Source organism: Micromonospora sp. CNZ299, from assembly GCF_002754415.1.
Map to the genome: position 1 here is coordinate 1,043,845 of NZ_PEFG01000001.1, position 23,319 is coordinate 1,067,163.

Annotated in this window: 18 protein-coding genes and 3 pseudogenes; 11 read left to right on the forward strand and 10 right to left on the reverse strand. The window is 72.7% G+C overall.

Going from position 1 to position 23,319, the window contains the following annotated elements:
• Positions 1–125: 125 nt before the first annotated feature.
• The 8 genes from CLT68_RS04990 (at position 126) to CLT68_RS05025 (ending at position 10,349) form a co-directional block, all read left to right on the forward strand.
• Positions 126–803 (forward strand): Crp/Fnr family transcriptional regulator, encoded by a 678-nt coding sequence (locus tag CLT68_RS04990; RefSeq protein ID WP_007466162.1) that lies wholly within the window; start codon positions 126–128, stop codon positions 801–803.
• A gap of 412 nt (positions 804–1,215) precedes the next feature.
• A complete protein-coding gene (locus CLT68_RS04995; RefSeq protein ID WP_088950560.1) occupies positions 1,216–1,821 on the forward strand; it encodes a TetR/AcrR family transcriptional regulator in 606 nt (201 codons plus the stop codon).
• Positions 1,822–1,858: 37 nt separating this feature from the next.
• Positions 1,859–2,656, forward strand: coding sequence for a TIGR03084 family metal-binding protein (locus CLT68_RS05000; RefSeq protein WP_099849157.1), 798 nt, complete (start codon positions 1,859–1,861; stop codon positions 2,654–2,656).
• Positions 2,575–4,329 carry an acyclic terpene utilization AtuA family protein gene (locus tag CLT68_RS05005; protein WP_486482076.1) on the forward strand — a complete coding sequence of 585 codons (1,755 nt, stop codon included), beginning with the start codon at positions 2,575–2,577 and terminating at the stop codon, positions 4,327–4,329. Before CLT68_RS05000 ends, CLT68_RS05005 begins: the two co-directional genes overlap by 82 nt.
• On the forward strand, positions 4,326–5,522 hold the full coding sequence (locus CLT68_RS05010) for an acyl-CoA dehydrogenase family protein (RefSeq protein WP_099849161.1): 1,197 nt from the start codon (positions 4,326–4,328) through the stop codon (positions 5,520–5,522). The genes CLT68_RS05005 and CLT68_RS05010 overlap by 4 nt, the downstream gene beginning before the upstream one ends.
• Entirely contained in the window at positions 5,519–7,120 is a 1,602-nt protein-coding gene (locus tag CLT68_RS05015; protein WP_099849162.1) for a carboxyl transferase domain-containing protein, read from the forward strand. Before CLT68_RS05010 ends, CLT68_RS05015 begins: the two co-directional genes overlap by 4 nt.
• A gap of 14 nt (positions 7,121–7,134) precedes the next feature.
• Positions 7,135–9,189: an ATP-binding protein gene (locus CLT68_RS05020; RefSeq protein ID WP_099856800.1), complete on the forward strand. Its 2,055-nt coding sequence runs from the start codon at positions 7,135–7,137 to the stop codon at positions 9,187–9,189.
• Positions 9,186–10,349, forward strand: coding sequence for an acyl-CoA dehydrogenase family protein (locus CLT68_RS05025; protein ID WP_099849164.1), 1,164 nt, complete (start codon positions 9,186–9,188; stop codon positions 10,347–10,349). The genes CLT68_RS05020 and CLT68_RS05025 overlap by 4 nt, the downstream gene beginning before the upstream one ends.
• Before the next feature lie 176 nt (positions 10,350–10,525).
• On the opposite strand, the gene CLT68_RS05030 is transcribed toward CLT68_RS05025, so the two are convergent.
• Together CLT68_RS05030 and CLT68_RS05035 are read right to left on the reverse strand one after the other, a co-directional pair.
• Complete coding sequence (locus tag CLT68_RS05030) at positions 10,526–11,716, reverse strand: hypothetical protein (RefSeq protein ID WP_099849165.1); 1,191 nt, start codon at positions 11,714–11,716, stop codon at positions 10,526–10,528.
• Positions 11,713–12,654, reverse strand: a complete 942-nt coding sequence (locus CLT68_RS05035) for a transporter substrate-binding domain-containing protein (protein ID WP_099849166.1) — start codon at positions 12,652–12,654, stop codon at positions 11,713–11,715. The genes CLT68_RS05030 and CLT68_RS05035 overlap by 4 nt, the downstream gene beginning before the upstream one ends.
• 176 nt (positions 12,655–12,830) lie before the next feature.
• Between CLT68_RS05035 and CLT68_RS05040 the strand changes: the two genes are divergently transcribed.
• Positions 12,831–13,166: a hypothetical protein gene (locus CLT68_RS05040; RefSeq protein ID WP_141911636.1), complete on the forward strand. Its 336-nt coding sequence runs from the start codon at positions 12,831–12,833 to the stop codon at positions 13,164–13,166.
• Here CLT68_RS05040 and CLT68_RS05045 read toward each other — a convergent pair.
• The 8 genes and pseudogenes from CLT68_RS05045 to CLT68_RS05075 form a co-directional block, all read right to left on the reverse strand.
• Positions 13,150–14,649: a serine/threonine-protein kinase gene (locus CLT68_RS05045; RefSeq protein WP_099849168.1), complete on the reverse strand. Its 1,500-nt coding sequence runs from the start codon at positions 14,647–14,649 to the stop codon at positions 13,150–13,152. The two genes, CLT68_RS05040 and CLT68_RS05045, sit on opposite strands and share 17 nt — an antisense overlap.
• A 30-nt stretch (positions 14,650–14,679) precedes the next feature.
• Positions 14,680–15,183, reverse strand: coding sequence for a hypothetical protein (locus CLT68_RS05050; RefSeq protein ID WP_088950570.1), 504 nt, complete (start codon positions 15,181–15,183; stop codon positions 14,680–14,682).
• Between the two features lie 119 nt (positions 15,184–15,302).
• A pseudogene (locus CLT68_RS33655) lies at positions 15,303–17,312 on the reverse strand (ATP-binding protein); the annotation flags it as partial.
• A gap of 141 nt (positions 17,313–17,453) precedes the next feature.
• Positions 17,454–19,022 (reverse strand): annotated as a pseudogene (locus CLT68_RS33660) (adenylate/guanylate cyclase domain-containing protein); the annotation flags it as partial.
• Positions 19,019–19,855 carry an MBL fold metallo-hydrolase gene (locus CLT68_RS05060; protein ID WP_099849171.1) on the reverse strand — a complete coding sequence of 279 codons (837 nt, stop codon included), beginning with the start codon at positions 19,853–19,855 and terminating at the stop codon, positions 19,019–19,021. The pseudogene CLT68_RS33660 and the gene CLT68_RS05060, both read right to left, overlap by 4 nt.
• A gap of 132 nt (positions 19,856–19,987) precedes the next feature.
• Entirely contained in the window at positions 19,988–20,449 is a 462-nt protein-coding gene (locus CLT68_RS05065; RefSeq protein WP_088950573.1) for a RidA family protein, read from the reverse strand.
• Positions 20,446–20,601, reverse strand: a complete 156-nt coding sequence (gene sp36, locus CLT68_RS05070; RefSeq protein WP_088950574.1) for a Sp36 family protein — start codon at positions 20,599–20,601, stop codon at positions 20,446–20,448. Before sp36 ends, CLT68_RS05065 begins: the two co-directional genes overlap by 4 nt.
• Positions 20,602–20,645: 44 nt before the next feature.
• On the reverse strand, positions 20,646–21,128 hold the full coding sequence (locus CLT68_RS05075; protein ID WP_099849172.1) for a hypothetical protein: 483 nt from the start codon (positions 21,126–21,128) through the stop codon (positions 20,646–20,648).
• A gap of 561 nt (positions 21,129–21,689) precedes the next feature.
• Between CLT68_RS05075 and CLT68_RS05080 the strand changes: the two are divergent.
• Positions 21,690–22,277 (forward strand): annotated as a pseudogene (locus tag CLT68_RS05080) (Rv0361 family membrane protein); the annotation flags it as partial.
• Positions 22,278–22,303: 26 nt separating this feature from the next.
• On the forward strand, positions 22,304–23,281 hold the full coding sequence (gene bagA, locus CLT68_RS05085) for an ATPase BagA (RefSeq protein ID WP_099849175.1): 978 nt from the start codon (positions 22,304–22,306) through the stop codon (positions 23,279–23,281).
• The last annotated feature ends 38 nt before the right edge of the window (positions 23,282–23,319 follow it).

Genomic DNA, 23,319 nt, shown 5'->3' on the forward strand with positions numbered 1-23,319 from the left:
ACCGATCAAGATTCCAGGGGCGACCTCTGATTCGTGCTCACGTGCGCCTAGACTTGGCGGCGCGCGAGGGGATCAGCGGACGGCGGACCCGGCCGACGGACGGCACGCGTAAGCGGAGGTGCGCGATGGACGAGGTACTGGCCCGCAGCGGGATCTTCCAGGGTGTTGACCCGGAAGCTGCCGAGGCGCTTGCCAAGGAGATGGAGACGATCGAGGTCCGCAAGGGCGAGATCGTCTTCAATGAGGGCGAGCCCGGTGACAGCCTCTATATCCTGCTGTCCGGGAAGATCAAGGTTGGTCGCCGCGCAGCGGACGGCCGACAGAACCTGATCGCGGTGATGGGGCCGTCGGACATGGTTGGTGAGCTGTCGCTCTTCGACCCTGGCCCGCGTACGGCGACCGCCACCGCGGTGACCGACACCCGGCTGGTGCGACTGCGCAAGCAGGCGCTGCGGCCGTGGCTGAACAACCGCCCGGAGATCGCCGAGCAGTTGCTGCGGGTGCTCGCCCGGCGGCTGCGTCGGACCAACGACTCGCTCGCCGACCTGATCTTCACGGACGTGCCGGGCCGGGTCGCCAAGAACCTGCTCCAGATGGCTGGGCGGTTCGGCACCCGCGACGGCGGTGTCCTGCGGGTGACCCACGACCTCACCCAGGAGGAGATCGCCCAGCTCGTCGGCGCCTCGCGGGAGACGGTCAACAAGGCACTGGCCGACTTCGCCTCGCGCGGCTGGCTGCGTCTGGACGGCAAGAGCATCATCATCCTGGACCCGGAGCGCCTGGCCCGTCGCGCCCGCGTCTGAGCGGTACGTCCCGTCCCCGCCTTCCGTCACCGACGGACGGCGGGGACGTTTCGTCTGCCCGGGCGCAGGAACGCTGGCTCGGGGGCGGCCGAAGCGGTGAGGGGTGGGCCATGGTGAACAGCGTTGCGGTGCTTTCCGACATCCACGGAGTGCTGCCCGACGCCGACGCGCTGGCCGTCTTCGGCCCACGCGACGGCCGTTGACCCGGCCGGTCGGGGACCTGGGTCAGCGTCCTTTGGAGCTGAGTCGTCTGCGACATCGGCCGGCGCGTTCGGCTGGATGACTCGTTTGCGATATCAGCTCCACAGCGAGCCAACAGTCCGTAACCCACCCCCCTGAGCCGTCCCCCGCGCCGAGCGACACAGAAAAAGTCAGTCTTGACTGTTTGTTTCTCAGGCCGCAGGCTGTTCGCGTGTCCCCCGCATCAACCCGCGTCCCTCAGCAGGAACGCAGCCGCGCCACTCAGGCCCGGCTGCTGGAGGCGACCGTCGACTGCCTGATCGAGCACGGCTGGTCCGGCACCACGACCACCGTCGTCGCCGCGCGCGCCGGTGTCTCCCGCGGGGCCCAGCTGCACCACTACCCGACGAAGGCCGCGCTGGTCACGGCCGCCGTGGCCCATCTCGCCGAGCGACGGGCGGCCGAGTTGCGCAGCGAAGCCGAAGCCCTGCCGGCCGGGCCGCAGCGGCTGGACCGGGTCATCGACCTGCTTGGCGTGGCGTTCACCGGGCCGCTGTTCGTGGCCGCTCTCGAACTCTGGGTCGCCGCCCGCACGGATCGGGAACTCCGGGACGCCCTGGTGCCGTTGGAGGCGATGGTCGGCCGGGAGATGCACCGGCTCACCGTTGCCCTGCTGGGCGTCGACGAGCGTCGACCCGGCGTCCGCGAGGCGGTGCAGGCCACCCTCGACCTGCTGCGCGGGCTCGGGGTGGCCAACCTGCTCAGTGATGACTCGGCCCGTCGTACCGCCCTGTTGACCACCTGGAAACGCCAGCTCGCCACCCTGCTCACGCCCTGACCGCCGGCCGCACCGGCCACCACCGACCGGAGGCACCATGGTCGACCTCACCGACCTGCTCGCGGATCTGGCCGCCGAGTCCGCCCAGCTCGATGCCCTGGTGGCTCCGCTGCCGGCCACCGACTGGGCCCGGCCAACCCCTGCGCAGGGCTGGAGCATCGGGCACCAGATCGCCCACCTCGCCTGGACCGACCATGTGGCGTTGCTCGCCGCCACCGATCCCGAGGCGTTCTACGCGACGGTGACCACCGCCCCGGACGCGACCCGGCTGGTCGACGCGGGCGCCGAGGAGTTCCTCGCCCCACCGGTGGAGCTGCTCGAACGCTGGCGGGCCGGCCGGACGGCTCTCGCCGACGCGCTGGCCGCCGTTCCGGCCGGCGAGAAGCTGCCCTGGTACGGCACCCGGATGTCTGCCACCTCGATGGCGACGGCCCGGATCATGGAGACCTGGGCGCACGGTGAGGACGTGGCCGACGCGCTCGGCGTCGTCCGTCCCGCCACTGACCGGCTCCGGCACGTCGCGCACCTCGGTGTGCGTACCCTCGGGCACGGCTTCGCCGCCCACGGCCGGGCGACACCGACGTCGCCGGTCCGGGTCGAGCTGCTCGGGCCCGGCGGCGACACGTGGAGCTGGGGTCCGGCGGACGCCGCCGACCGACTGAGCGGCCCGGCACGGGACTTCTGCCTGCTGGTCACCCAGCGCCGCCACCGCGCGGACCTCGCCCTGGTCGCCACCGGTCCGGTCGCCGACGAATGGCTCGACGTGGCGCAGGCGTTCGCCGGCCCGCCGGGTGTCGGCCGCGAGCCGGCCAGCGCGGACGGAGCACGAGCGTGATCCGGATCGGCAACGCCTCCGGCTTCTACGGTGACCGGTTCACCGCCTGGCGGGAGATGCTCGACGGCGGCGAGCTGGACGTGTTGACCGGCGACTACCTGGCCGAGTTGACCATGCTGATCCTCGCCCGGGACCGGCTGCGCGACCCCGACCTGGGCTACGCGAAGACGTTCCTCCGTCAACTGGAGACCTGTCTCGGCACCGCCCTCGACCGTGGGGTGCGGATCGTGACCAACGCCGGCGGGTTGAACCCGGCCGGCCTGGCCGCAGCCATCGACACCCTGGCCACCCGGTTGGGCCTGCCCGCCAAGGTGGGGTACGTCGAGGGCGACACGATCCAACGCCCGGACGCGCTGAGCGCGAACGCCTACCTCGGCGCGTTCGGCATCGCCGCCTGCCTGGACGGCGGCGCGGACGTGGTGGTCACCGGCCGGGTCACCGACGCGTCGCTGGTGGTCGGCCCGGCCGTCGCCCGGTACGGGTGGGGCCGCGACGACCTCGACCAACTGGCCGGGGCGACAGTCGCTGGGCATCTCATCGAGTGCGGCGCACAGGTCACCGGAGGCAACTTCAGCTTCTTCACCGAGCTGCCCGACGGCGGGCACCGGCCCGGCTTCCCGATCGCCGAGGTGTCCGCCGACGGCTCGACGGTGCTCACCAAGCATCCGGGCACCGGTGGCGCGGTCACCGTGGAGACGGTCACCGCACAACTGCTCTACGAGGTCGGTGGGCCGGCGTACCTGGGACCGGACGTGGTCGCCCGACTGGACACGGTGACGTTGCGCACCGACGGGCCGGACCGGGTCCGGGTCTCCGGCGTCCGGGGCACCCCGCCACCGCCCACGCTGAAGGTGGGCGTCAACAACCTCGGCGGCTTCCGCAACTCGATGACGTTCGTCCTCTGCGGACTGGACATCGAGGCGAAGGCGGCACTGGTCCGCGGGCAGGTCGAGGAGTCGGTCGGCAAGGACGGCCTGGAGTTCGTGCTGGCCCGGACCGACCACCCGGACGCCGCCGACACCGAGGCGGCCAGCGCCCTGCTGCACGTCCACCTGCGCGACGGCGACAAGGCGCGGGCCGGCCGGGCCTTCTCAGCCGCCGCCGTGGAGTTGGCCCTGGCCTCGTACCCGGGCTGCACGTTGACCACCCTGCCGGGCGACGCGACACCGTACGGCGTCTTCACCGCCGACGTGGTGCCGCAGGACGCGGTGCCACACGTGGCGGTGCTGCCCGGCGGCGCACGGGTCCCGATCGCCCCGCCGATCCGCACCGCGCCCATCTCGGCGGCCGAGACGGCTCCGGAGGGCGACTCGACCCACGACGGTCCGACCCGGCGCGGCCCGCTCGGCGAGCTGGTCGGTGCGCGTTCCGGGGACAAGGGCGGGGACGCCAACCTCGGCGTCTGGGCGCGCAACGACGAGGCGTACGCGTGGCTGCGCGGCTGGTTGACCGTCGCGCGGCTGGCCGAGCTGCTGCCGGAGACCGCGCCGCTGTCGGTGCGGCGCTACGACCTGCCGAATCTGCGCGCGGTCAACTTCGTGATCGAGGGCCTGCTCGGTGCGGGGGTGGCCGCGTCCACCCGGTTCGACCCGCAGGCGAAGGCGCTCGGTGAGCTGCTGCGCGCCCGGATCGTCGACCTGCCCGCCGACGCGCCGACGGGGGCTGCGCGATGAGCATCGTGGACACTCCGGAACGACGGCAGCTGCGGGAGCTGACCCGCGCCTTCGTGACCCGCGAGGTGCTGCCGCACCTGGACGACTGGGAACGGGCCGGCGAGGTGCCGAGAGCCCTGCACGCCACCGCCGCGAAGCTGGGCCTGCTCGGCGTCGGCTTTCCCGAATCGGTCGGCGGCAGCGGCGGTGACCTGCTCGACTCGATCATCGTGACCGAGGAGGTGATCCGCTCCGGCGGCTCGTCCGGCCTGATCGCGGCCCTGTTCACGCACGGCATCGCCCTGCCGCACATGGTCGCGGCCGCCGGTGTGAGCATCGGCGGATCGCTGGGCGGCCGGCTCGGTGGCACCTCAACGCCCGGCGACGATGACCTGGTCCAGCGGTACGTCCGGCCGACCCTGGCCGGCACGATGATCGGGGCGTTGGCGATCACCGAGCCGGACGGCGGTTCGGACGTGGCCGGCATTCGCACCACCGCCCGCCGCGACGGCGACCACTACGTGGTGAACGGGTCGAAGACGTACATCACCAGCGGCCACCGGGCGGACTTCGTGACCACGGCGGTCTGCACCGACTTCCCCGGCAGCGGCGAGCTGACCCTGCTGGTCATCGACAAGGGGCTGCCCGGGTTCACTGTCGGGCGCCGGTTGGAGAAGCTGGGCTGGCACTGCTCGGACACCGCCGAGCTGTCGTTCGTCGACGTGCGGGTGCCGGTGGCCAACCGGATCGGCGCGGAGGACACCGGCTTCCTGGCGATCATGCAGAACTTCGCCGCGGAACGGCTCTCGCTGGCCACCCAGGCGTACGCCACCGCGCAGCGCTGCGTCGAGTTGGCGGTGCGCTGGTGCCGGGACCGGGAGACCTTCGGGCGTCCGCTGGTCAGCCGGCAGGTGGTCCGGCACCGGCTGGCCGAGATGCACACCCGCGCCGAGGCCGCCCGGGCGTACGTGCACGAGGTCGCCGTTCGGGTGGCGGCCGGTGAGCCGGTGGTGACCGAGGTGGCGATGGCCAAGAACGTGGCGGTGGCCGCCTGCGACGAGGTCGTCGACCAGGCGTTGCAGTTGCACGGCGGGTTCGGCTACATGCGCGACGCCGAGGTGGAGCGGCACTACCGCGACGCCCGGATCCTCGGCATCGGCGGCGGCGCCACCGAGATCATGAACGAGATCATCGTGAAGGGGATGGGCCTGTGACCACACTGGACACCACGGTCGATCCGTCCGCGCCCGGCTTCGTGGCGAACCGGGCGGCGCTGCTGGAACGGCTCGCCGAGCTGGACGCGGCGCTGGACCAGGCCCGCGCGGGCGGCGGCGAAAAATACGTGGCCCGGCACCACAAGCGGGGCAAGCTGCTGGCCCGGGAGCGGATCGAGCTGCTGGTGGACGCCGACAGCCCGTTCCTGGAGCTGTCGCCGGTCGCCGCGTACGGCACGGACTTCCCGGTGGGCGCCAGCGTGGTCACCGGCATCGGCGTGGTCGAGGGCGTGGAGTGCCTGATCGTCGCGAACGACCCGACGGTACGCGGCGGCGCGGTCAACCCGTGGTCGCTGGCGAAGACGCGGCGGGCCGGTGAGATCGCGCTGGCCAACCGGCTGCCGATGGTCAACCTGGTCGAGTCGGCCGGGGCGGACCTGCCCACCCAGGCGGAGATCTTCATCCCGGGTGGTCGGGTGTTCCGTGACCTGACCCGGCTCTCGGCCGCGGGCATCCCCACGGTCAGCGTGGTCTTCGGCAACGCCACGGCCGGTGGCGCGTACGTGCCGGGGATGTCCGACCACGTGATCATGATCCGGGACCGGTCACAGGTCTACCTGGCCGGGCCGCCGCTGGTGAAGATGGCGACCGGCGAGGTCACCGACGACGAGTCGTTGGGCGGTGCGGCGATGCACGCCGGCACGTCCGGGCTCGCCGACCACCTGGCCGAGGACGAGCGGGACGGCATCCGGCTGGCCCGGCAGTGCGTACGACGGCTGAACTGGCGCAAGCACGGCCCGTCGCCGCGTACGGCGGTGCCGCAGCCGCCGAAGTACGACCCGGACGAGCTGCTCGGGATCGCCAGCGCCGACCTGAAGGTGCCGTTCGATCCCCGTGAGGTGCTGGCCCGGATCCTCGACGGCAGCGACTTTGACGAGTTCAAGCCCGCGTACGGGGGCGCGTTGGTCACCGGTTGGGGCGAGCTGCACGGCTACCCGGTGGGCGTGCTGGCCAACGCCCGCGGTGTGCTGTTCAGCGAGGAGGCGCAGAAGGCGGCTCAGTTCATCCAGCTCGCGAACGCCTCGAACACCCCGCTGATCTTCCTCCAGAACACCACCGGCTACATGGTCGGCACCGAGTACGAGCAGCGCGGCATCATCAAGCACGGCGCGTTGATGATCAACGCGGTGTCCAACTCGATGGTGCCGCACCTGACGGTGAACCTGGGCGCCTCCTACGGGGCCGGCAACTACGGCATGTGCGGCCGGGCGTACGACCCGAGGTTCCTGTTCACCTGGCCGAACGCCAAGTCGGCGGTGATGGGCCCGGCGCAGCTCGCCGGGGTGCTGTCCATCGTGGCCCGGCAGGCGGCGGCCGCACGGGGGCGCGACTACGACGAGGACTCCGACGCGGCGATGCGGATGATGGTCGAGCAGCAGATCGAGTCCCAGTCGGGCGCGCTGTTCCTCTCCGGCCGGCTCTACGACGACGGCGTGATCGATCCCCGGGACACACGGACCGTCCTCGGGCTCTGCCTCTCGGCGATCCACAACGGCCCGGTCAAGGGTGCCGACGGCTACGGCATCTTCCGGATGTGAGAGGCGAACTGATGATGATTCGGAAACTGCTCGTTGCCAATCGCGGTGAGATCGCACGTCGGGTCTTCGCGACCTGTCGCGCGCTCGGCGTGGAGACGGTCGCCGTGCACTCGGACGCGGACGCCGCCGAGCCGTTCGTCGGTGAGGCCGACCAGGCGGTCCGGCTGCCCGGGGCCACGCCGGCCGAGACGTACCTGCGGGTCGATCTGATCCTGGACGCGGCCCGGCGCAGCGGCGCGGACGCCGTCCACCCGGGTTACGGCTTCCTCGCCGAGAACGCCGAGTTCGCGGCGGCGGTGACCGACGCGGGGCTGACCTGGGTGGGTCCACCGGCCAAGGTGATCGCGGCGATGGGAGACAAGCTCGCGGCCAAGGCGATGCTCGCCGAGGCGGGCGTGCCGATGCTGCCGAGCTGGACCGACACCGATGGGATCTCGGCCTTCCCGGTGCTGGTGAAGGCGTCCGCCGGCGGTGGTGGGCGGGGGATGCGGATCGTCCGGGACGCCGCCGAGTTGGCCGAGGCCGTCGCATCCGCGCGCCGCGAGGCGGCCGCCGCGTTCGGCGACGGCACGGTCTTCATCGAGCGGTACGTCGAACGCGGCCGGCACGTCGAGGTGCAGATCTTCGGTGACGCCCACGGCCGGGTGGTGGCCCTCGGTGACCGGGAGTGCTCGATCCAGCGCCGGCATCAGAAGATCGTCGAGGAGGCGCCGGCGGTCGTTCCGGAGCAGGTGCGCACGGCGTTGCACGAGGCTGCGGTGGCCGCCGGTCGCGCTGTCGACTACCTGGGTGCGGGCACTGTTGAGTTTCTGCTCGCCCCGGGCGGCGAGTTCTTCTTCCTGGAGATGAACACCCGCCTCCAGGTGGAGCACCCGGTCACCGAGCTGTGCACCGGCCTCGATCTGGTGGGGTTGCAACTGCTCGTGGCCGAGGGTGAGCCGCTGCCGGCGACCCTTCCGGTCAGCACCGGGCACGCGATCGAGGTGCGCCTCTGCGCCGAGGACGCCGGGGCGGGTTGGCGTCCGGCAACCGGCACCCTGCACCGGTTCACGGTGCCCGCGGTGGCTGCCGAGTTCGGCGGGCTGACCCGGCCGGGGCTTCGGCTCGACTCGGGCGTGGTGGTCGGCTCGGTGGTCGGGGTGCACTACGACTCGATGCTGGCGAAGCTGATCGCCTGGGGGCGTAACCGTGCCGAGGCGACGCGGGTGTTGTCCACCGCGCTGGCCCGGGCCGAGTTGCACGGGGTGACCACCAACCGGGACCTGCTGGTGCGGGTGCTGCGCAGCCCCGCGTTTGCCGCCGTGGAGATCGACACCGGATTTCTGGACCGGCACGCGGAGGTGTTCGCCCCGCTGCTGCCCACCGATCGGCTCCCGCTGGCCGCGCTCGCCGCGGCCCTGGCTGCGGCTGCCCAGCGTCGGGCGACCGCACCGGTGCTCGCCGGGCTCCCGTCCGGCTGGCGAAACGTGCCCGCCGTTCCCCAGACCACCCGTTTCGCCGTGACGGGCGGCGACGAGATCGAGGTCCGCTACCGCCTGGACCGGGCCGGCCGGCTCGCCGAGTGGTCCAGCACCTCGGCGGCCTCCGACTCCGCAGATGGACCCGAAGCTCCCGAGCCGGGCGTCGAGCCCAGCGTGGCGCTGGTCGAGGCCACCCCGGAGCGGGTGGTGCTCGACGTCGACGGGGTGCGGCGCGCGTACCGCGTACACCGGGTGGGGTCGGCGGTCTTCGTGGACGGCCCGGACGGGGCGGCGAGCCTGGCCGAGCTGCCGCGTCTCCCCCTGCCGACGGCGGAGGTGGCCGCCGGGTCGCTGCTCGCGCCGCTGCCCGGCGCGGTGACCCGGGTGCATGTCCAGGTCGGTCAGCGGGTCACGGCCGGCGAACCACTGCTCACGCTGGAAGCGATGAAGCTGGAACATCCCGTGCTCGCCCCGACCGACGGTGTGGTCGCCGAACTGCCGGTGCCGGCCGGCGGTCAGGTCCAGACGGGCGCCGTGCTGGCCGTCATCGACAGCTCCCCCGCTACCGGCGACCTGGAGCCGTCGAATCCCGAGGAGGACCCCCGATGACCTTCGACCTCACCCCCGAGCAGGACCAGTTGCGCGACGCCGTGCGGGCGTTGGGCCGTCGTTACGGCCACGGCTACTTCGTCGAGAAGGCGAAGTCCGGCGAACACACCACCGAGCTCTGGGCCGACGCCGGACGGCTCGGTTACCTGGGCGTCAACATCCCCACCGAGTACGGGGGCGGGGGCGGTGGCATCACCGAGCTGGCGATCGTCTGCGAGGAGTTGGCGGCCGCCGGCTGCCCGTTGCTGCTGCTGGTGGTCTCTCCCGCGATCGCGGCCACCGTGCTGAGCCGGCACGGCACCGAGGAACAGCGCAAACGGCACCTGCCCGGCCTCGCCGACGGCTCCCAGAAGATCGTCTTCGCGATCACCGAGCCGGAGGCCGGTTCCAACTTCCACCGCCTCGGCACTGTGGCCCGCCGCGACGGTGACGGCTGGGTGCTCAACGGCCGCAAGTGCTACATCTCGGGCGTCGACGAGGCGGATCACGTCCTGGTGGTGGCCCGAACCGAGGACTCCTCCACCGGCAAGCTCAAGCCGGCGCTGTTCCTCGTGCCGACCGACGCGGCCGGGCTGACCCGGTCCAAGTTGGACATGGAGATCCTGTCCCCGGAGAACCAGTTCCTGCTCTACCTGGACGACGTCCGGGTCCCCGCCGACGCACTGCTCGGTGAGTCGCTGGACGCCGGGCTGCCGGCGCTCTTCGCCGGGCTCAACCCGGAGCGGATCACAGTGGCCGCGATGGGGGCCGGCACCGGCCGGTACGCCATCGAACGGGCCAGCGAGTACACCGCCACCCGCAAGGTCTGGGGTGGTCGGAGCATCGGCTCCCACCAGGGGGTGTCGCACCCGTTGGCGCACGCGGCGGTGCAGGTGGAGCTTGCCCGCCTGATGATCCAGAAGGCTGCCACCCTGTACGACGCCGGCCGTGATCTGGAGGCCGGGGTGGCTGGCAACATGGCCAAGTACGCGGCCGGGGAGGCCGCCGCGCTCGCCGTGGACACCGCAGTCCAGGTGCTCGGCGGGGCCGGCATGACCACCGAGTACGGGGTGGCGACCCTGCTCGGCGCGGTGCGGGCCGGCCGGATCGCACCGGTCAGTCGGGAGATGATCCTCAACTTCGTGGCGCAACACGTCCTGGGCCAGGACAAGTCGTACTGACCCGGGCCTCCGCGTCCGCGCGGGCGTGCCGGGCCGTGGCCGCGCGCGCCCGCGTTCCCGCACGTGCCCCCGCTGCATGATCGACTCGGTTTTCTTGAACCTGCGGTGTCCAGGCGTCAGTGATGCCCCGACTTCCTGAAAACCGAGTCGATCAGCGCGAGCCACGCCGGCGGCGGTCAGCTCGGGGTACGACAGGTGGCATCGATGCGGTGGACCGGGCGGACCCGCCGACCCATGCCCTCCAACAGTGAATCCTCGACGTGGAAGTCGTGAATGCGCAGTTGGTGGCGGGGCAGCTCCTCCTCGCTCGGGCAGAGCACCTGCGCGCGGACCAGATCGACCGGCACGTACCGGACGCCGCCCTGCTCCTGAAGGATCACCATGTTGACGTCGTCAGTGGTGACCACGTGCCCGCGCACGTCCTCGGTCGGCCCGTTCTCCTCGCCGACGGTGGTGACGGTCAGCGGCAACACCGGCGTGCTGATCACCGGCACCGCAGCCCAGACCAGCGTGGCCAGCACCGCCACCTCGGTCGCCGACGCCAGCGGCCGGATCACCACACCCGGCAGCGGTCCGGCGATGAACAGGGCCAGCAGCGGAGGCACCACGATGAGCGCCAGCACCAGCCCCTCGTCGCCCTGCTGCACCGCTTCCCGCAGGGTGGGCAGCATCAGCCAGCCGTACCCGGCCAGCAGCGCGACGATGATCAGCAGCCGTGGCACCACCCGTTCGTGCAGGCGCGCGGGACGGAGTTGGAACGCGGCCACGAATGCCGGCAGCAGCAGCGGGAGGTAGAGCAGCGGCCAGGTGATCAGGGCGAGCAGGAAGCTGGCCAGCACCACCCAGGCGGGGGTGATGTCGGCCCAGCGGGCGAAGAGCGGACGGCGACGGGCACCCGGCGGCAGCCGGTCGGCGCTGACGGCCAGCACCGCGCCGAGCGCGAAGACGGCGACCATGCCGGTCGAGAGCAGCCGAGCTGCCGTGGTCAGGAAGCCGGCGAGAAGGTTGACCGGCCCGACGTTCGCCACCAGCAGCAGTGTGGTCTGGAGTTCGCCGCCGGCCTCCACCCCGAGGCGGAGCACCGAGAAGATCGCCGGTACGCCCACCACGGCGGTCCAGAAGGACTGGCTGGCGCGAGCGCGTCGCTCCGCCGGGTCCCAGCGGACCCGCCCGGGCTCGACGTCGGCGATGATCGGCTCGGCGGGTTCGGCGACGGGCACACCGGCTGGCCAGTCGACACCGTCCACCCCGGCGGGCGGCGCCGACTCCGTACCGTCGATTGTCGGCGCGGCTGCGACGCCCGGCACGGAGCTGCGGGGCGGCGGGACCGAGCCGTCGCCGCCGGCGGCGGTGGTCGCCGCGCTCACTTCGTGGGCGCCTTGTCGTCGAAGTCGACCAGCTTCGGCACCTCCAGCGGCTGCGGCTGGCGCTTCTCGGCCTTGAGCCACGGACCCAGCGTCCGGTTGTACGAGGTCTGCCACGGGCTCGCCTGCTCGTCGCGCCCCTGCTGGTAGCTCTTCTGCAGGAAGAACGCGACCAGGTCGCGCAGTGCCGGGTCACCGATCGGCACGCCGATGCCCAGCAGCTCGCTGGTGCCGAACGGCATGTCGACGATCTCGAACTCCTTCGGGTGGCGGGCCAGGAAGCCGGCGAGGATCGTCTCGTCGGAGCTGACCGCGTCGTAGCGGCCCGCCCGGATGCCGGCGACGCAGTCACCGACGGTCTTCACGACCAGGGCCTTGACCTGGTGACCTCCCAGCTCGGCCTCGGAGGTGGAGCCGCCACTGGTGCAGATCTTGTAGTCCGGGTTACGGAGGTCCTCGATGGTGCTGATCTTGCCTCTCAGCCGCGTCGGCACCATCACCTCCTGGGTGGTGACGAAGTACGGCCCGGCGAAGCTCACCACCTTCTTACGCTCCTCGGTGATGGAGAAGCTGGACACCACGAGGTCGACAGTGCCGCCCTGCAACGCGGGGATCCGCTCCTCGGTGGCCACCGGAACGAACTCCAGCCGCTGGTCCCCCTCGTAGCCGAGGGAGGCCGCTATGTATTTGGCGATCTCGACGTCGAACCCGACGTGCTGGCCGTTGCGCAGCTCACCCATCAGCGGCTCGTTCGTGGCGACGCCGATGCGCAACTTCGACTGACCGTAGATGTGCGTCTCGCGCATCTTCTCCTGCACCGAGGACAGGTCCGGTTCCTGCCGGCTGTCGCACCCAGCGGCGGCGGCAAGGGTGAGCGTGAGGGCCACCGCCAGCGTCGACGCGACCGAGCGGAGCCGGGACTGCGAACTGCCTGCGTTCATGGGCGACCTCGCTGCCGGATGAGCTTGCGGGACACCGAGAGTAGCGGCTCTTGTCCATTGAGTGTGGACGTCGTCGGCCTTGTCGGCGGGCCCGGCGGATCGACGGCGATCTGCGCGGCGGTCGGTTCTGCGGTTGACAGCCGGCCCCGTGACGACATGCTGGACAGGTGAGTCGATTGCCCAGACCCGATGCGCGGACGGTGGCGGTGCTCGCGGCGCTGGGAGCCCTCGCGCCGCTGGTCATGCTGGTCATCTGGCGCCGACAAGATCTTGTCGGCGTGGTCCTCGCGCTACTCTGCGTCCTGCTGACCATGGTGGCCGGGGTCGCCGTCTCCGCCGCCCGTCAGGCCGACGACCCGGAGCCGGCGGACCGGTCGGCGACCGTCGGGCCGCCCGAGCTGATGCCGTACGGGATCGACGCGGACACCCTCGACGCCCTGGACAGCCGGGCCACCTTGCGTGCGGTACGTGACCGGCGGCGCGGGTCGAACGGGCTCAGCGGCGGCCGGTGAGGGTGGGCGCGGCGAGCGCGTCCACGCCCCGCCCGGCCAGACACCGGTACGTCCGGTCGATGCTGCCGTCGACTGGCGGTAGCACCTCCAGGTGCCAGCCGATCGGCTCGGCGATCCCGGTGGTCAAACGGAACGTCGTGGCGCTGCACACCTGCCGGACCGGCGCAGCGGCGGCCACCTCGTCGTAGTCGGCACCGACCAGCGCCACCGGCAGAATCCCCTCGGCGTACGTCTCCCAGGTGTGCCGACCGACGCAGGGGAGCCTCGCCGCCTCGGCGCGGCTGCCGCGGATCCGTACCGGGCCGAAGCACTCCAGCTCGGGCAGACAGCGGGCGCCCTCGGGCAGGGCGGTCGGCGAGCCGGCGCCGGTCACGCAGCCGGGCAGCGGGCCGGTGGCCGGGGCGGCGACCTGGGTGACCGACGGGCTCGGGGTGGGTGATGGCGCCCGGTCGGCGACCCAGGCCCCGGCGGTGGCGGAAGCGGCGAGCGCCAGCACTCCCGCGCCGCCGAGGAACCAGCGCCGCCAGCGCCGGTCACCGGTCACCACCTGCTGAGTGTCCTCAGTGGGCGGGCGGGGCACCGGCTGACTGGCCGCGTACGGGCCGGAGAGGGTCACGCCGCCGCTGACCGGGGCACCGCTGACCGGTGCCGACGGTGAGCCGAGGGGCAGGTTGGCGAGCAGGTCGTGCAGTTCGAGGGCGGAGGGACGCGCGGCCGGGTCGTTGGCCATGCCGAGGCGCAGGACGTCGATCAGCTCGTCCGGTACGCCGGGCAGGGCGGGAAGCGGCTGGTTGAACAACTCCAGCACGGTGACCAGGCTGGGGTTGCGCTCGGACTGCCAGCGGGGCGGCCGGCCGTGCATCACCGCGTAGAGGGTGGCGCAGAGCGCGTACACGTCGACGGCCGGCGACGGCGGGCTGTGGCTGAACATCTCCGGTGGCGCGTACGCCGGGGTGAGCACCTCCAGGGTGACCGAGGCGTCCCGGTGCTCGGCGAGCACTGCCAGCCCGAAGTCGGCGAGCACTGCCGAGTTGAAGTGCGAGTGGAGGATGTTGGCGGGCTTGACGTCGCGGTGCAGCACTCCGGCCCCGTGCGAGTGGGCCAGCGCGTCGGCGATCTTGATGCCGAGGTCACGGGCCTCCACCGGGCCCAGCGGCGACGTACGCATCCGTTCGGCGTACGAGCCGTCGCAGAGTTCCATGATCAGGTAGGGGTGCTGGTCGACGGTGACCCCGACGTCGAAGAGGTCCACCACGTGCGGGTGTGACGACATCCGGCCGGCAGCCCGCGCCTCGCGCAGGAAACGGGCCTGATCCCGCTCGCTGTCCAGCGTCCGGTTTTCCACCTTGACGGCGACCTCGCGACCCACCGAGATCTGGGTGGCCTGGTAGACGGTCGCGTAGCCGCCCCGGGCAAAGACCCGCAAATCCGTCAGACCGGGCACGATCGGAACTCGCAAGCCGCCGGTCGGGGTGTCGGTCACCGCTCGAAAATACCCAACCCGACCGATGGCTCAGCGCACCGCGTCCGCCGGAGCGGCACCGGCCGGACCGGTACCCTCCTCAGCGTCCGCAGTCGCCCCGGCACCGTCGGACGTCACCACGTCGCCAGCCGGCGCGCCCCGGCGGGCGTCCAGGCGCAGGCCGACGGCGGTGGCCACCGCCCCCAGGCCCTCCCAGGCCGCCACGCCGAAGAACCGGCCCGGAGCGATGTCGGCCAGCACCGCGATGGTGAACACGGTGAACGTGACCAGCCGGAAGACAACGGTGAACCGGTAGAACACCCGCCACTCGGTGACCGTGGCCAGCAGGTAGTAGACGCCCATGTTGAACGCCGCCATCGAGGACGCCAGCAGGAACGTGCCGGTGTGGTCACCGACGGCACGCGTCTCCGGCACCTCGAACCCGAGCATGCGCAACTGCGCCTCCGGCCAGAGCAGCCCGACCGTGCCCATCACCAGCGCCAACACGCCGAAGACCGCGATGGTCCAGCCCGCGATGGAACGCGGCAGCTTCATGAAGGACCTCCCCAGGCACGGCGACGATCACACTGTGGACCGGCACACGGTGGTGACACGCTAGCCGCTCACCCCGACCGCCACATCCCCGGAACCGGCAGAAACCGTGCCGGGTGGGGTCAGGTGAGGGCGGGGGTCAGGCGGGCGCGGAGGGCGTCGGCGGCGGCGCGTTCGCTGCGCTGCTCGGTCGCGTACGCCAGGCGGACCGCCTCGTCCGCGCTGGCCAGGGCCTCCGTCGGCTGGCCGCAGGCAGCCAGCGCCTCGGCCAGCACGCTGGCCGCGATCACCTGACTGCGCACGTCCTCGGCCGGCGCGGTGACCGCCCGGCGGGCCCAGTCCAACGCCTGCTCCCGCTGACCGTGAGCGAGCAGCGCCGCCGCGTACTGGGCCATCGTCTGGCGACGGGAGAAGAGCAGCGAGGGCGCGTTCGCGGCGGCCGTGGCCACCGGGGCGAGCAACCCGACCGCAGTCGCCGAGTCACCGGCGGCCAGACGTGCCGTCGCCAGCAGCACCCGGGGCGCCACCTGCGCCGGGGCCTGCGGGTTGTGCGGCTCCACAGCGGTCAGCACCGAGCGGGCCACCCTCTCGGCCGTCTCGCAGTCGCCCATGTCCAACGCGACGAAGCCGCGCAACGTGCCGGCCATCCCGGTGAGCAACGGGTGCGAGGTGCGCTCCGCGTACGCCAGGGCGTCGGTGAGCAGGTCCGCCGCGTGCTCCGGCTCGCCCAGCCCACGCGCCACCACCGCGCGCACCACCAGCGCGAACCCGCGCCCCCAGTCGTCGGAGGCGGCGGCGAACTCCCGGTACGCCCGCCGGGCCTCCCGGTCCGCCTCGGCCAGGTCACCCAGCTCGGCGGTGGCGAAGGCGGCCACCGCACGCAGCGTGCCCACCGCCCACGCCTCACCGACCCGCTCCCCGAAGGGCAGGAACACCTGCGCCATCCGACACGCCTCGCGCAGTCGGCCGGCGAGCAGTCGGGCGAACGCCGTGGTGCCGCGCAGCCAGGCCCGCCCGTACGGGTCCTTCAGCTCGGCGAAGAGCCGGGCAGCCCTGCCGAGCACCGCGTCGGTGCCGGCGAAGTCACCCCGGGTGGTGGTCACCCAGGCCAGATTCTGCAACGACCAGGCCTGCCCGCGTCGGTCCTTCGCGCCGAGGCTGACCTGGTACGCGGCAGCCAACCGGCTGCTCGCCTGACTCAGCCGGCCAGCCACGAAGTCGGCCATGCCGAGCCGGCGCATCGCCGTGGCACGTTGGATGGGCAACTGGCCCGCCGTGGCCACCTGCAACGCCTCCTGCCAGGCGGTCACCGCCCGACCCTGATCACCGAGGGTTTCCTGGGCCTGCCCCGCGAGCAGCAGCGCGCTGACCCGGGTGACCTCGTCCCCCGCGTTCGCGGCGATCTTCTCGGCGTACGCCAGCGCGTCGGCCACCCGGCCGACCTGGAGCAGCGCCCGTGCGTGCACCACCCGATCGGCCGCCGGCATGCCGTCGCGAGCCAACTCGGTGGCACGCTCGGCGTACTCCACGGCCAGCACCGGCTCACCGGCGGAGAGCGACCGGCGGGCGGCCCGGCCGAGCGCGGCGACGCCGAGCGGGACCACCGCCCGGGCCGGCGCGTCCGGGCGCAGCTTCACCGCGTCGGCGAGCGTGGCGGCCCGCTCGACGTGCATCGCCACGAAGTCGTCCCGGGCCTCGTCAGTGAACCCGCCCGGCGCCCCGGCTGCGGCCTCGTTCGCGGGCGCCGCCCAGCGGGCCAGCGCGGCGTGCCGCTCGGCCAGTTCCGCCTTGCTCACCCCTGCGTACGCGGCCTCCCGCATCAGCGGGGTCGCGAACGAGTAGCCGGTGCGGGAGCGGTGCAGCATCCGGCGTTGCAGCAGCTCCTCGACAGCCCTGTCGAGTTCCACGGCGACCACGGCCGACGGCCGACCGTCGCGGCCGGCGCGCTGCTCACGCATCGCCTCCAGGGCCCCGGTCGGCACCGTGTCACCGATGACCGCGGCGTCACGCAGCACCGAACGGGCGTCCGGTGGCAGCGCGTCGATCCGGGCGGCGAGGACGGCGGCGAGGTCGCGGGAGAGCAGCCGGCTGCCCAGCGACCCGGGCACCAACCGCCAACCGGTCGACGGGCTCTGGTCGCGTTCGCCGGAGCCGGGACGATCAACCGAGGCACGCGCACCGCGCGCCGGCTCCGGGGCACCGACACCGAACGCCGACTCCGAGGCGCGGGCACCGCGCGCCGACTCCGAGGCGCGGATACCGCGCGCTGTTTCCGTGGTGAGCGCTCCGCGCTCGATGAGCAGGGTGACCAGCTCGGCCAGGTAGAAGGGGTTGCCCTGAGCGGTGGCGAGCAGCCGGTCCGTGTCGGCCTGCGGCAGCTTGCCGCCGCTGAGGTAACTGGTGAGCAGCCGCGCCGCGTCGGCACCGCGCAGTGGCGGCAGGGAGTGCACCTCGGCGTCCGCGACCCGGGTCAGCGCGCCGGCCGTACGCACCAGCTCCGGCCGACCGAGCAGCAGCACCAGCACCGGGCCGGTGAGCCGGGACAGGGTCAGCCCGAGGGCACTGATCGTCTCGGGGGTGGCGTCGTGCAGGTCGTCCACCACGATCACCAGTGGCGCTTCCGAGGCGAGCCCGCTGAGCAGGTTGGCGACAGCGTTCGGCACCGCCTCGGCATCCGCGGCCGGGACGCTCGACCCGCCCCACTCGCCCGAGTCGGTGCCGCCGTGGGCCGGGAGTTCGCCGTAGCCGAGTAGGGCGAGCAGTTGCTCGACGGCGATCGGGGTGGTCTCGCCGCCGGAGCGGGCGAGCCGCTGCCCGAGCCGTCGCAGCCTCTCGTCCACCGCCGGTCGGGTCAGTGCGGTGGAGGCGTCACTGGGCAGGCCGACGGCGGCACGCACCAGGTCGGCCAGCGGCGCGAGACGACGTCGCTCGCCGAAGGCGGCACACCGCACCGACAGCACCCGGGCGCCCGTGTGCGCCGCGTACCGGCCGGCGCCCACGTCGTACCCGGCGGCGAGGCGCTCGACCTCCGCGGCGAACCGGGACTTGCCGATGCCCGCCTCGGCGGTCATCAGCAGCACCCGCGGGTCACCCTGGTCGATCACCTCGGCGAGCCGGCCGGCGACCCGGCCGATCTCCGTCTCCCGGCCGACGTACGGCGCTTCGTCGCCCAGCCCCGAGCGGGTGCCCGGTGCGTCCAGCAGGCCCAGCAGCTCGTACGCCTCGACCGGCTCACGCTTGCCCTTGAGCCGCAGCGGGCGCAGCGCCCGCCAGGACGACACGTGTCGGGTGGCGGCGGCGGTGCGGCCGCCGGCGTAGACCGCGCCGACCGCTGCGGCGTCGGCCAGCCGGGCGGCGGTGTTCACCGTGTCGCCGATGACCGTGTATTCGATGGCGGCCTGGATGCCGGCGATGACGTCGCCGGTGTTCAACCCGACGCGCAGCCCGAGCGGCGCGCCGCCGCCCCGCTCGTCGTCGAGCACCCGGCGGACGGCCCGCTGCATGGACAGGGCGGCCCGGACGGCGCGTTCGGCGTCGTCCTCGTGCGCCACCGGGGCGCCGAAGACGGCCATGATCCCGTCGCCGGTCAGCTTGTCGACGTGCCCGCCGAAGGTCTTCACCGCACCGGCGAGCGCGGCGAGCACCCGGTCGGTGACCGCACCGACCCGTTCCGGGTCGAGGTCCTCCGACCAGGAGGTGAACTCGGAGAGGTCACCGAAGAGCACGGTGACCACCCGGCGCTCGGCTGCCGGCAACGTGGCGGCGGCCGGCAGCGCGGCACCGCAGTTGTGGCAGAACCGCGCGCCGGGAACGGCGACGGTTCCACACACGGGGCAGGTCACATGTGCTCCAACCCACTGACCCCCGGCGCAGATTCCCCGATGCCGACACCCAGATACTCAAGCTGCGCACGGACCGACCACTCGGCCGCCCACCAGAGTGAGCGGTCCACGTCCGCGTAGACCGCAGCCACCACGTCGGCGGGCGTGCGGGCGCCGGCCGCGACCGCCGCCCGAACCTGATCGAGCCGGGCGCGACGGTGCGCGAGGTAGAAGTCGGCGGCGGCGGCGCAGTCGGCCAGCGCCGGGCCGTGCCCGGGCAACGCCGGGATCCCCCGGTACGCGGACAGCAGCTCCAGGCTGGTCAGGTAGTCACCGAGGTGCCCGTCCGGATGGGCGACGACGGTGGTGCCCCTGCCGAGAATGGTGTCGCCGGTGAACACCACCCGCTCGTCACCGTGCCCGACCAGGAAGCAGACCGAGTCGGCGGTGTGCCCTGGAGTGCCCAGCAGGCTGATCTCCAGGCCGAAACCGCCGAGGCGTTCGCCCGGTTCGGTCAGTGGCTCGCCGCCGATGGTGTGCGCCGGGTCGACGGCGAGGACGTGCACGCCGCCGAGCAGTTCGCTCAGCCGGGCGGAGCCCTCGGTGTGGTCGGGGTGGCCGTGGGTGATCAGGACCAGCCCGATCGGGCCGTGCTCGGCGATCCGGGTCAGGTGTCCCTCGTCCGCCGGCCCCGGGTCGACCACGACGGCGTGCTCGGCCGATAGGGCGCGCAGAACCCAGGTGTTGGTGCCGTCGAGGGTCATCGGCCCCGGGTTCGGTGCACGCAGCAGTGTCACCCAGGTCGGCAGCTCGTCGGCCAGCGCCGCAGCCGGTGCCGTCACGTGCCCGCTCATGGCTGCGATGGTACGACCCCGCCCGCAACACCCCACGATCTTGCCCACCGAACCCGGAGGAAGGGCCCCGTCGACGCCCGGTGGCGAGGAAGGGCCCCTCCTGAGCGCGGATCGCGGGGTGCTGGTGACGCGTCAGGCGACCTCGACGATGAGTTCGATCTCCACCGGGGCGTCGAGGGGCAGTTCGGCCACTCCAACCGCGCTGCGGGCGTGGCGGCCAGCCTCGCCGAAGACGGTCCCGAAGAGGTCGGAGGCGCCGTTGATCACCGCCGGCTGACCGGTGAAGCCGGGCGCGGAGGCCACGAAACCCGTCACCTTGACGACCTTGACGACGTTCTCCAGGCCGACGAGCGAGTCGACAGCGGCCAGCGCGTTGAGCGCGCACCGCTGGGCCAGATCCTTCGCCTGCTCGGCGGAGATCCCGGCGCCGACCTTGCCGGTCGCGAGCAGCTTGCCCTCGGCGATCGGCAGCTGGCCGGAGACGTACACGTGCTGCCCGGACTGCACGGCCGGCACGTAACTGGCCACCGGTGGCACCACCTCGGGCAGTTCGAACCCCAGCTCGGCGAGTTTCGCGTGCGGACCGTTGCTCACGCCTTGGGCCGCTTCAGGTAGGCGACCAGCTGGTCCGGATTGGGCCCGGGGATCACGGCGACGAGCTCCCACCCGTCCTCGCCCCAGTTGTCGAGGATCTGCTTGGTCGCGTGGACCAGCAGCGGGACCGTGGAGTATTCCCACTTCTGCATCGCTGAAGGGCTCCCTCTCGGTGCGGAATTGTTCGAGGGACAGCCTACGGTCCGCTGGCGGGGCGAGGTGCGGGACGCTGCTCCGGAGCGGCCGGCAGCTCCCCGCAGAGCCCTTCGTGCTCGTATCCCTGGGGGCAGCGGGAGCGGTCGGGCAGCAGCAGGTCGCAGAACACCCGGTGCCGGTTGTTCTGGTCGTCGGCGTTGGACACGGTGGTCTCGCCGGCGTCCAGCTCGGGCAGGAAGCCCAGGGACACCGCGACCCGGCCGGCCAGTACGGTCGCCGCGGCCAGACTCGGCACCCGGATCGGCAGGTGGATGACGAAGCCCGGCTCGTCGTCTTCGCGGGCCCGCTCGGCGGGGCGGCCCGGCGCCCGAGCCGCCTCCGTCTGCTCCGGCATCCGGCGGTACGACCGTTCGTTGACCGGCTGGCTGCCGACGGGCCCGCCGGTCTCGACCACGGACCCGGGCCGGCGCGGCCGGTCGTTGGTCGGGAACTGGGTGCGAGGGATGTTGTCCGCGTCGCGCATGCACTGCCTCCGGTCGTACCTCTCGGATCATGCTTCCGGTCCGAACCCATTCGTCCGTTCCGGCCCCCGCACCGGGACGAAGGTAGGTCGGTGGCCGCAGTCCCGCCAATAGGACGCGCACAACCGGTCACCAACAGTCACATATGCGACAGATCGACAGTCGCAGGATGGACTGCCGATCCGAGCGCGGCTCAGCACCGACCGAGCCGACGGCCCGCGCGGCATGGCGGGGGCGACGCCGATCTGCTCATCGACCGCTACCCTTCCGGTCGGACGGTCGCGCTGCGCCCGGACGCCCGCTCGATCACGCTCGGCGCCAGGGGTGGCGGCGGGCGCCGCACCCCCGGGGGAAAGACCATGACCCAACCGCCCAGCGGCGACCAGGCCGGCCCACCCGCTCACCCGCCGGCGCACCCGGATCCCGCCGGTCAGCCCGGCTCTCCGAGCATTCCTGCCCAGCCAGCCCCCGCCGCACCGACCGGGCGGCTCGCCCTCCCCGCATCCCCGGCCCAGCCGGCGCTCCCCGCTGAGCCGGCCGCTCCCTCCCAACCGGCCTTCCCCAGCCAGTCGAGTGGCGCTGACGGTGCCGGGCAGGCGGAGGGGCCGGGTGGCTCCACGTCGACCGCGGCACCGACCCAGCCGGGCAGCCCGGAGATCCCGCCACCGCCGTCGGGGTACCCGCCCTACCAGGGCACGGCCGCACCGAAGAAGAAGCGCGGCCTGCTGATCGCGGCGATCGCACTGGTCGTGATCATGGTGCTCTGCGTGGGCGGCGGCGTGGTGGCGTTCCTGACCCTGCGCAATGCCGAGACCGGCGAGGGCGCGAAGGAGCCTGCGATCGCCGTCGACGAGTTCCTCACCGCGGTCTACAAGGATCGCGACGCCTCCAAGGCTGCCGATCGGGTCTGTGCCGCCTCCCGCGACGACGAGAAGATCGCCGCGAAGGTCGCCGAGGTGCAGAAGTACGCCTCAGCGCACCAGAATCCGCGTTTCCGGTGGACCACCCCGAAGGTGGACAACCAGACCGGGGACCGGGCCACCGTCTCCACCCGGATCACCATGACCACCTCCGACGAGAAGGTGGCCGACCAGGACCTGCGCTTCACCGTGGTGCAGAAGACGGGTTGGTGGGTCTGCGAGGTCGCGTGACCGTCGGGCCTGGATAGGCTCGACGGGTGTGTGCAGCTGAGCGGCCGATCGAGCCGGCCGGTACCGGATGGTCCGCCCGCCTTCATGTGGTGACCGGCAAGGGGGGCACCGGCAAGACCAGCGTCGCCGCCGCCCTGGCCCTCGCGCTCGCCGCCGGCGGCCGGCGCACCCTGCTGGTCGAGGTCGAGGGGCGGCAGGGCATCGCCCAGCTGTTCGGCATCGACCCGCTGCCCTACGAGGAGCGGCACCTCGCCGACGCGCCGGACGGCGGCGAGGTACGCGCTCTCGCGGTGGACGCCGAGGAGGCGCTGCTCGAGTACCTCGACATGTTCTACAAGCTGGGCGCGGCGGGCCGGGCGCTGCGCAAGCTCGGTGCCATCGACTTCGCCACCACCATCGCGCCGGGGCTGCGGGACGTGCTGCTCACCGGCAAGGTGAAGGAGGCCACCACCCGCACCTCCGGGCAGCGGCGGGTGTACGACGCGGTGGTGCTGGACGCCCCGCCGACCGGGCGGATCGGTCGCTTCCTCAACGTCACGGCCGAGACCGCCCGGCTGGCCAAGGTGGGCCCGATCAAGACCCAGAGCGAGGGGGTCGCCGCGCTGCTGCGCTCCCCGATGACCGCTGTGCACGTGGTCACGTTGCTGGAGGAGATGCCGGTGCAGGAGACGGTGGACGCGATCGCCGACGTGACCTCGCTCGGCTTCGGCATCGGGAAGGTGATCGTCAACGGCGCCCGGCCCCCGCTACCCGCCGACCGGGCGATCACCGCTGCGGAGCTGCGGCGTGGGCTGGTCGCCGCCGGCCTGCCGGCCGATCGGGACACCGTGGCCGGTTTGCACGACGAGGCCCGGGACCAGGTCATCCGTCGCGAACTGGAAGATTCGCTCCGCGCCGAGCTGGTGGAGTTGGGGCTGCCGATGGTCGAGCTGCCGTTGCTGCCCGACGGGGTGGACCGTGCGGGCCTCACGACACTGGCCCGGGCCCTCGTCAGCGCCGATTGACTCACACCTGAGCTCAGCACCGGCGCATGGACCGACGC

What these genes read in the sequence shown, in the direction of transcription:
- CLT68_RS05075 (WP_099849172.1), bottom strand. Translation starts at nt 21,128, where the DNA reads ATGCGCGACGCGGACAACATCCCTCGCACCCAGTTCCCGACCAACGAC.
- CLT68_RS05035 (WP_099849166.1), bottom strand. Translation starts at nt 12,654, where the DNA reads ATGAACGCAGGCAGTTCGCAGTCCCGGCTCCGCTCGGTCGCGTCGACG.
- CLT68_RS05060 (WP_099849171.1), bottom strand. Translation starts at nt 19,855, where the DNA reads ATGAGCGGGCACGTGACGGCACCGGCTGCGGCGCTGGCCGACGAGCTG.
- CLT68_RS05025 (WP_099849164.1), top strand. Translation starts at nt 9,186, where the DNA reads ATGACCTTCGACCTCACCCCCGAGCAGGACCAGTTGCGCGACGCCGTG.
- CLT68_RS05000 (WP_099849157.1), top strand. Translation starts at nt 1,859, where the DNA reads ATGGTCGACCTCACCGACCTGCTCGCGGATCTGGCCGCCGAGTCCGCC.
- CLT68_RS05050 (WP_088950570.1), bottom strand. Translation starts at nt 15,183, where the DNA reads ATGAAGCTGCCGCGTTCCATCGCGGGCTGGACCATCGCGGTCTTCGGC.
- CLT68_RS04990 (WP_007466162.1), top strand. Translation starts at nt 126, where the DNA reads ATGGACGAGGTACTGGCCCGCAGCGGGATCTTCCAGGGTGTTGACCCG.
- sp36 (WP_088950574.1), bottom strand. Translation starts at nt 20,601, where the DNA reads ATGCAGAAGTGGGAATACTCCACGGTCCCGCTGCTGGTCCACGCGACC.
- CLT68_RS05005 (WP_486482076.1), top strand. Translation starts at nt 2,575, where the DNA reads ATGGCTCGACGTGGCGCAGGCGTTCGCCGGCCCGCCGGGTGTCGGCCG.
- CLT68_RS05010 (WP_099849161.1), top strand. Translation starts at nt 4,326, where the DNA reads ATGAGCATCGTGGACACTCCGGAACGACGGCAGCTGCGGGAGCTGACC.
- CLT68_RS05020 (WP_099856800.1), top strand. Translation starts at nt 7,135, where the DNA reads ATGATTCGGAAACTGCTCGTTGCCAATCGCGGTGAGATCGCACGTCGG.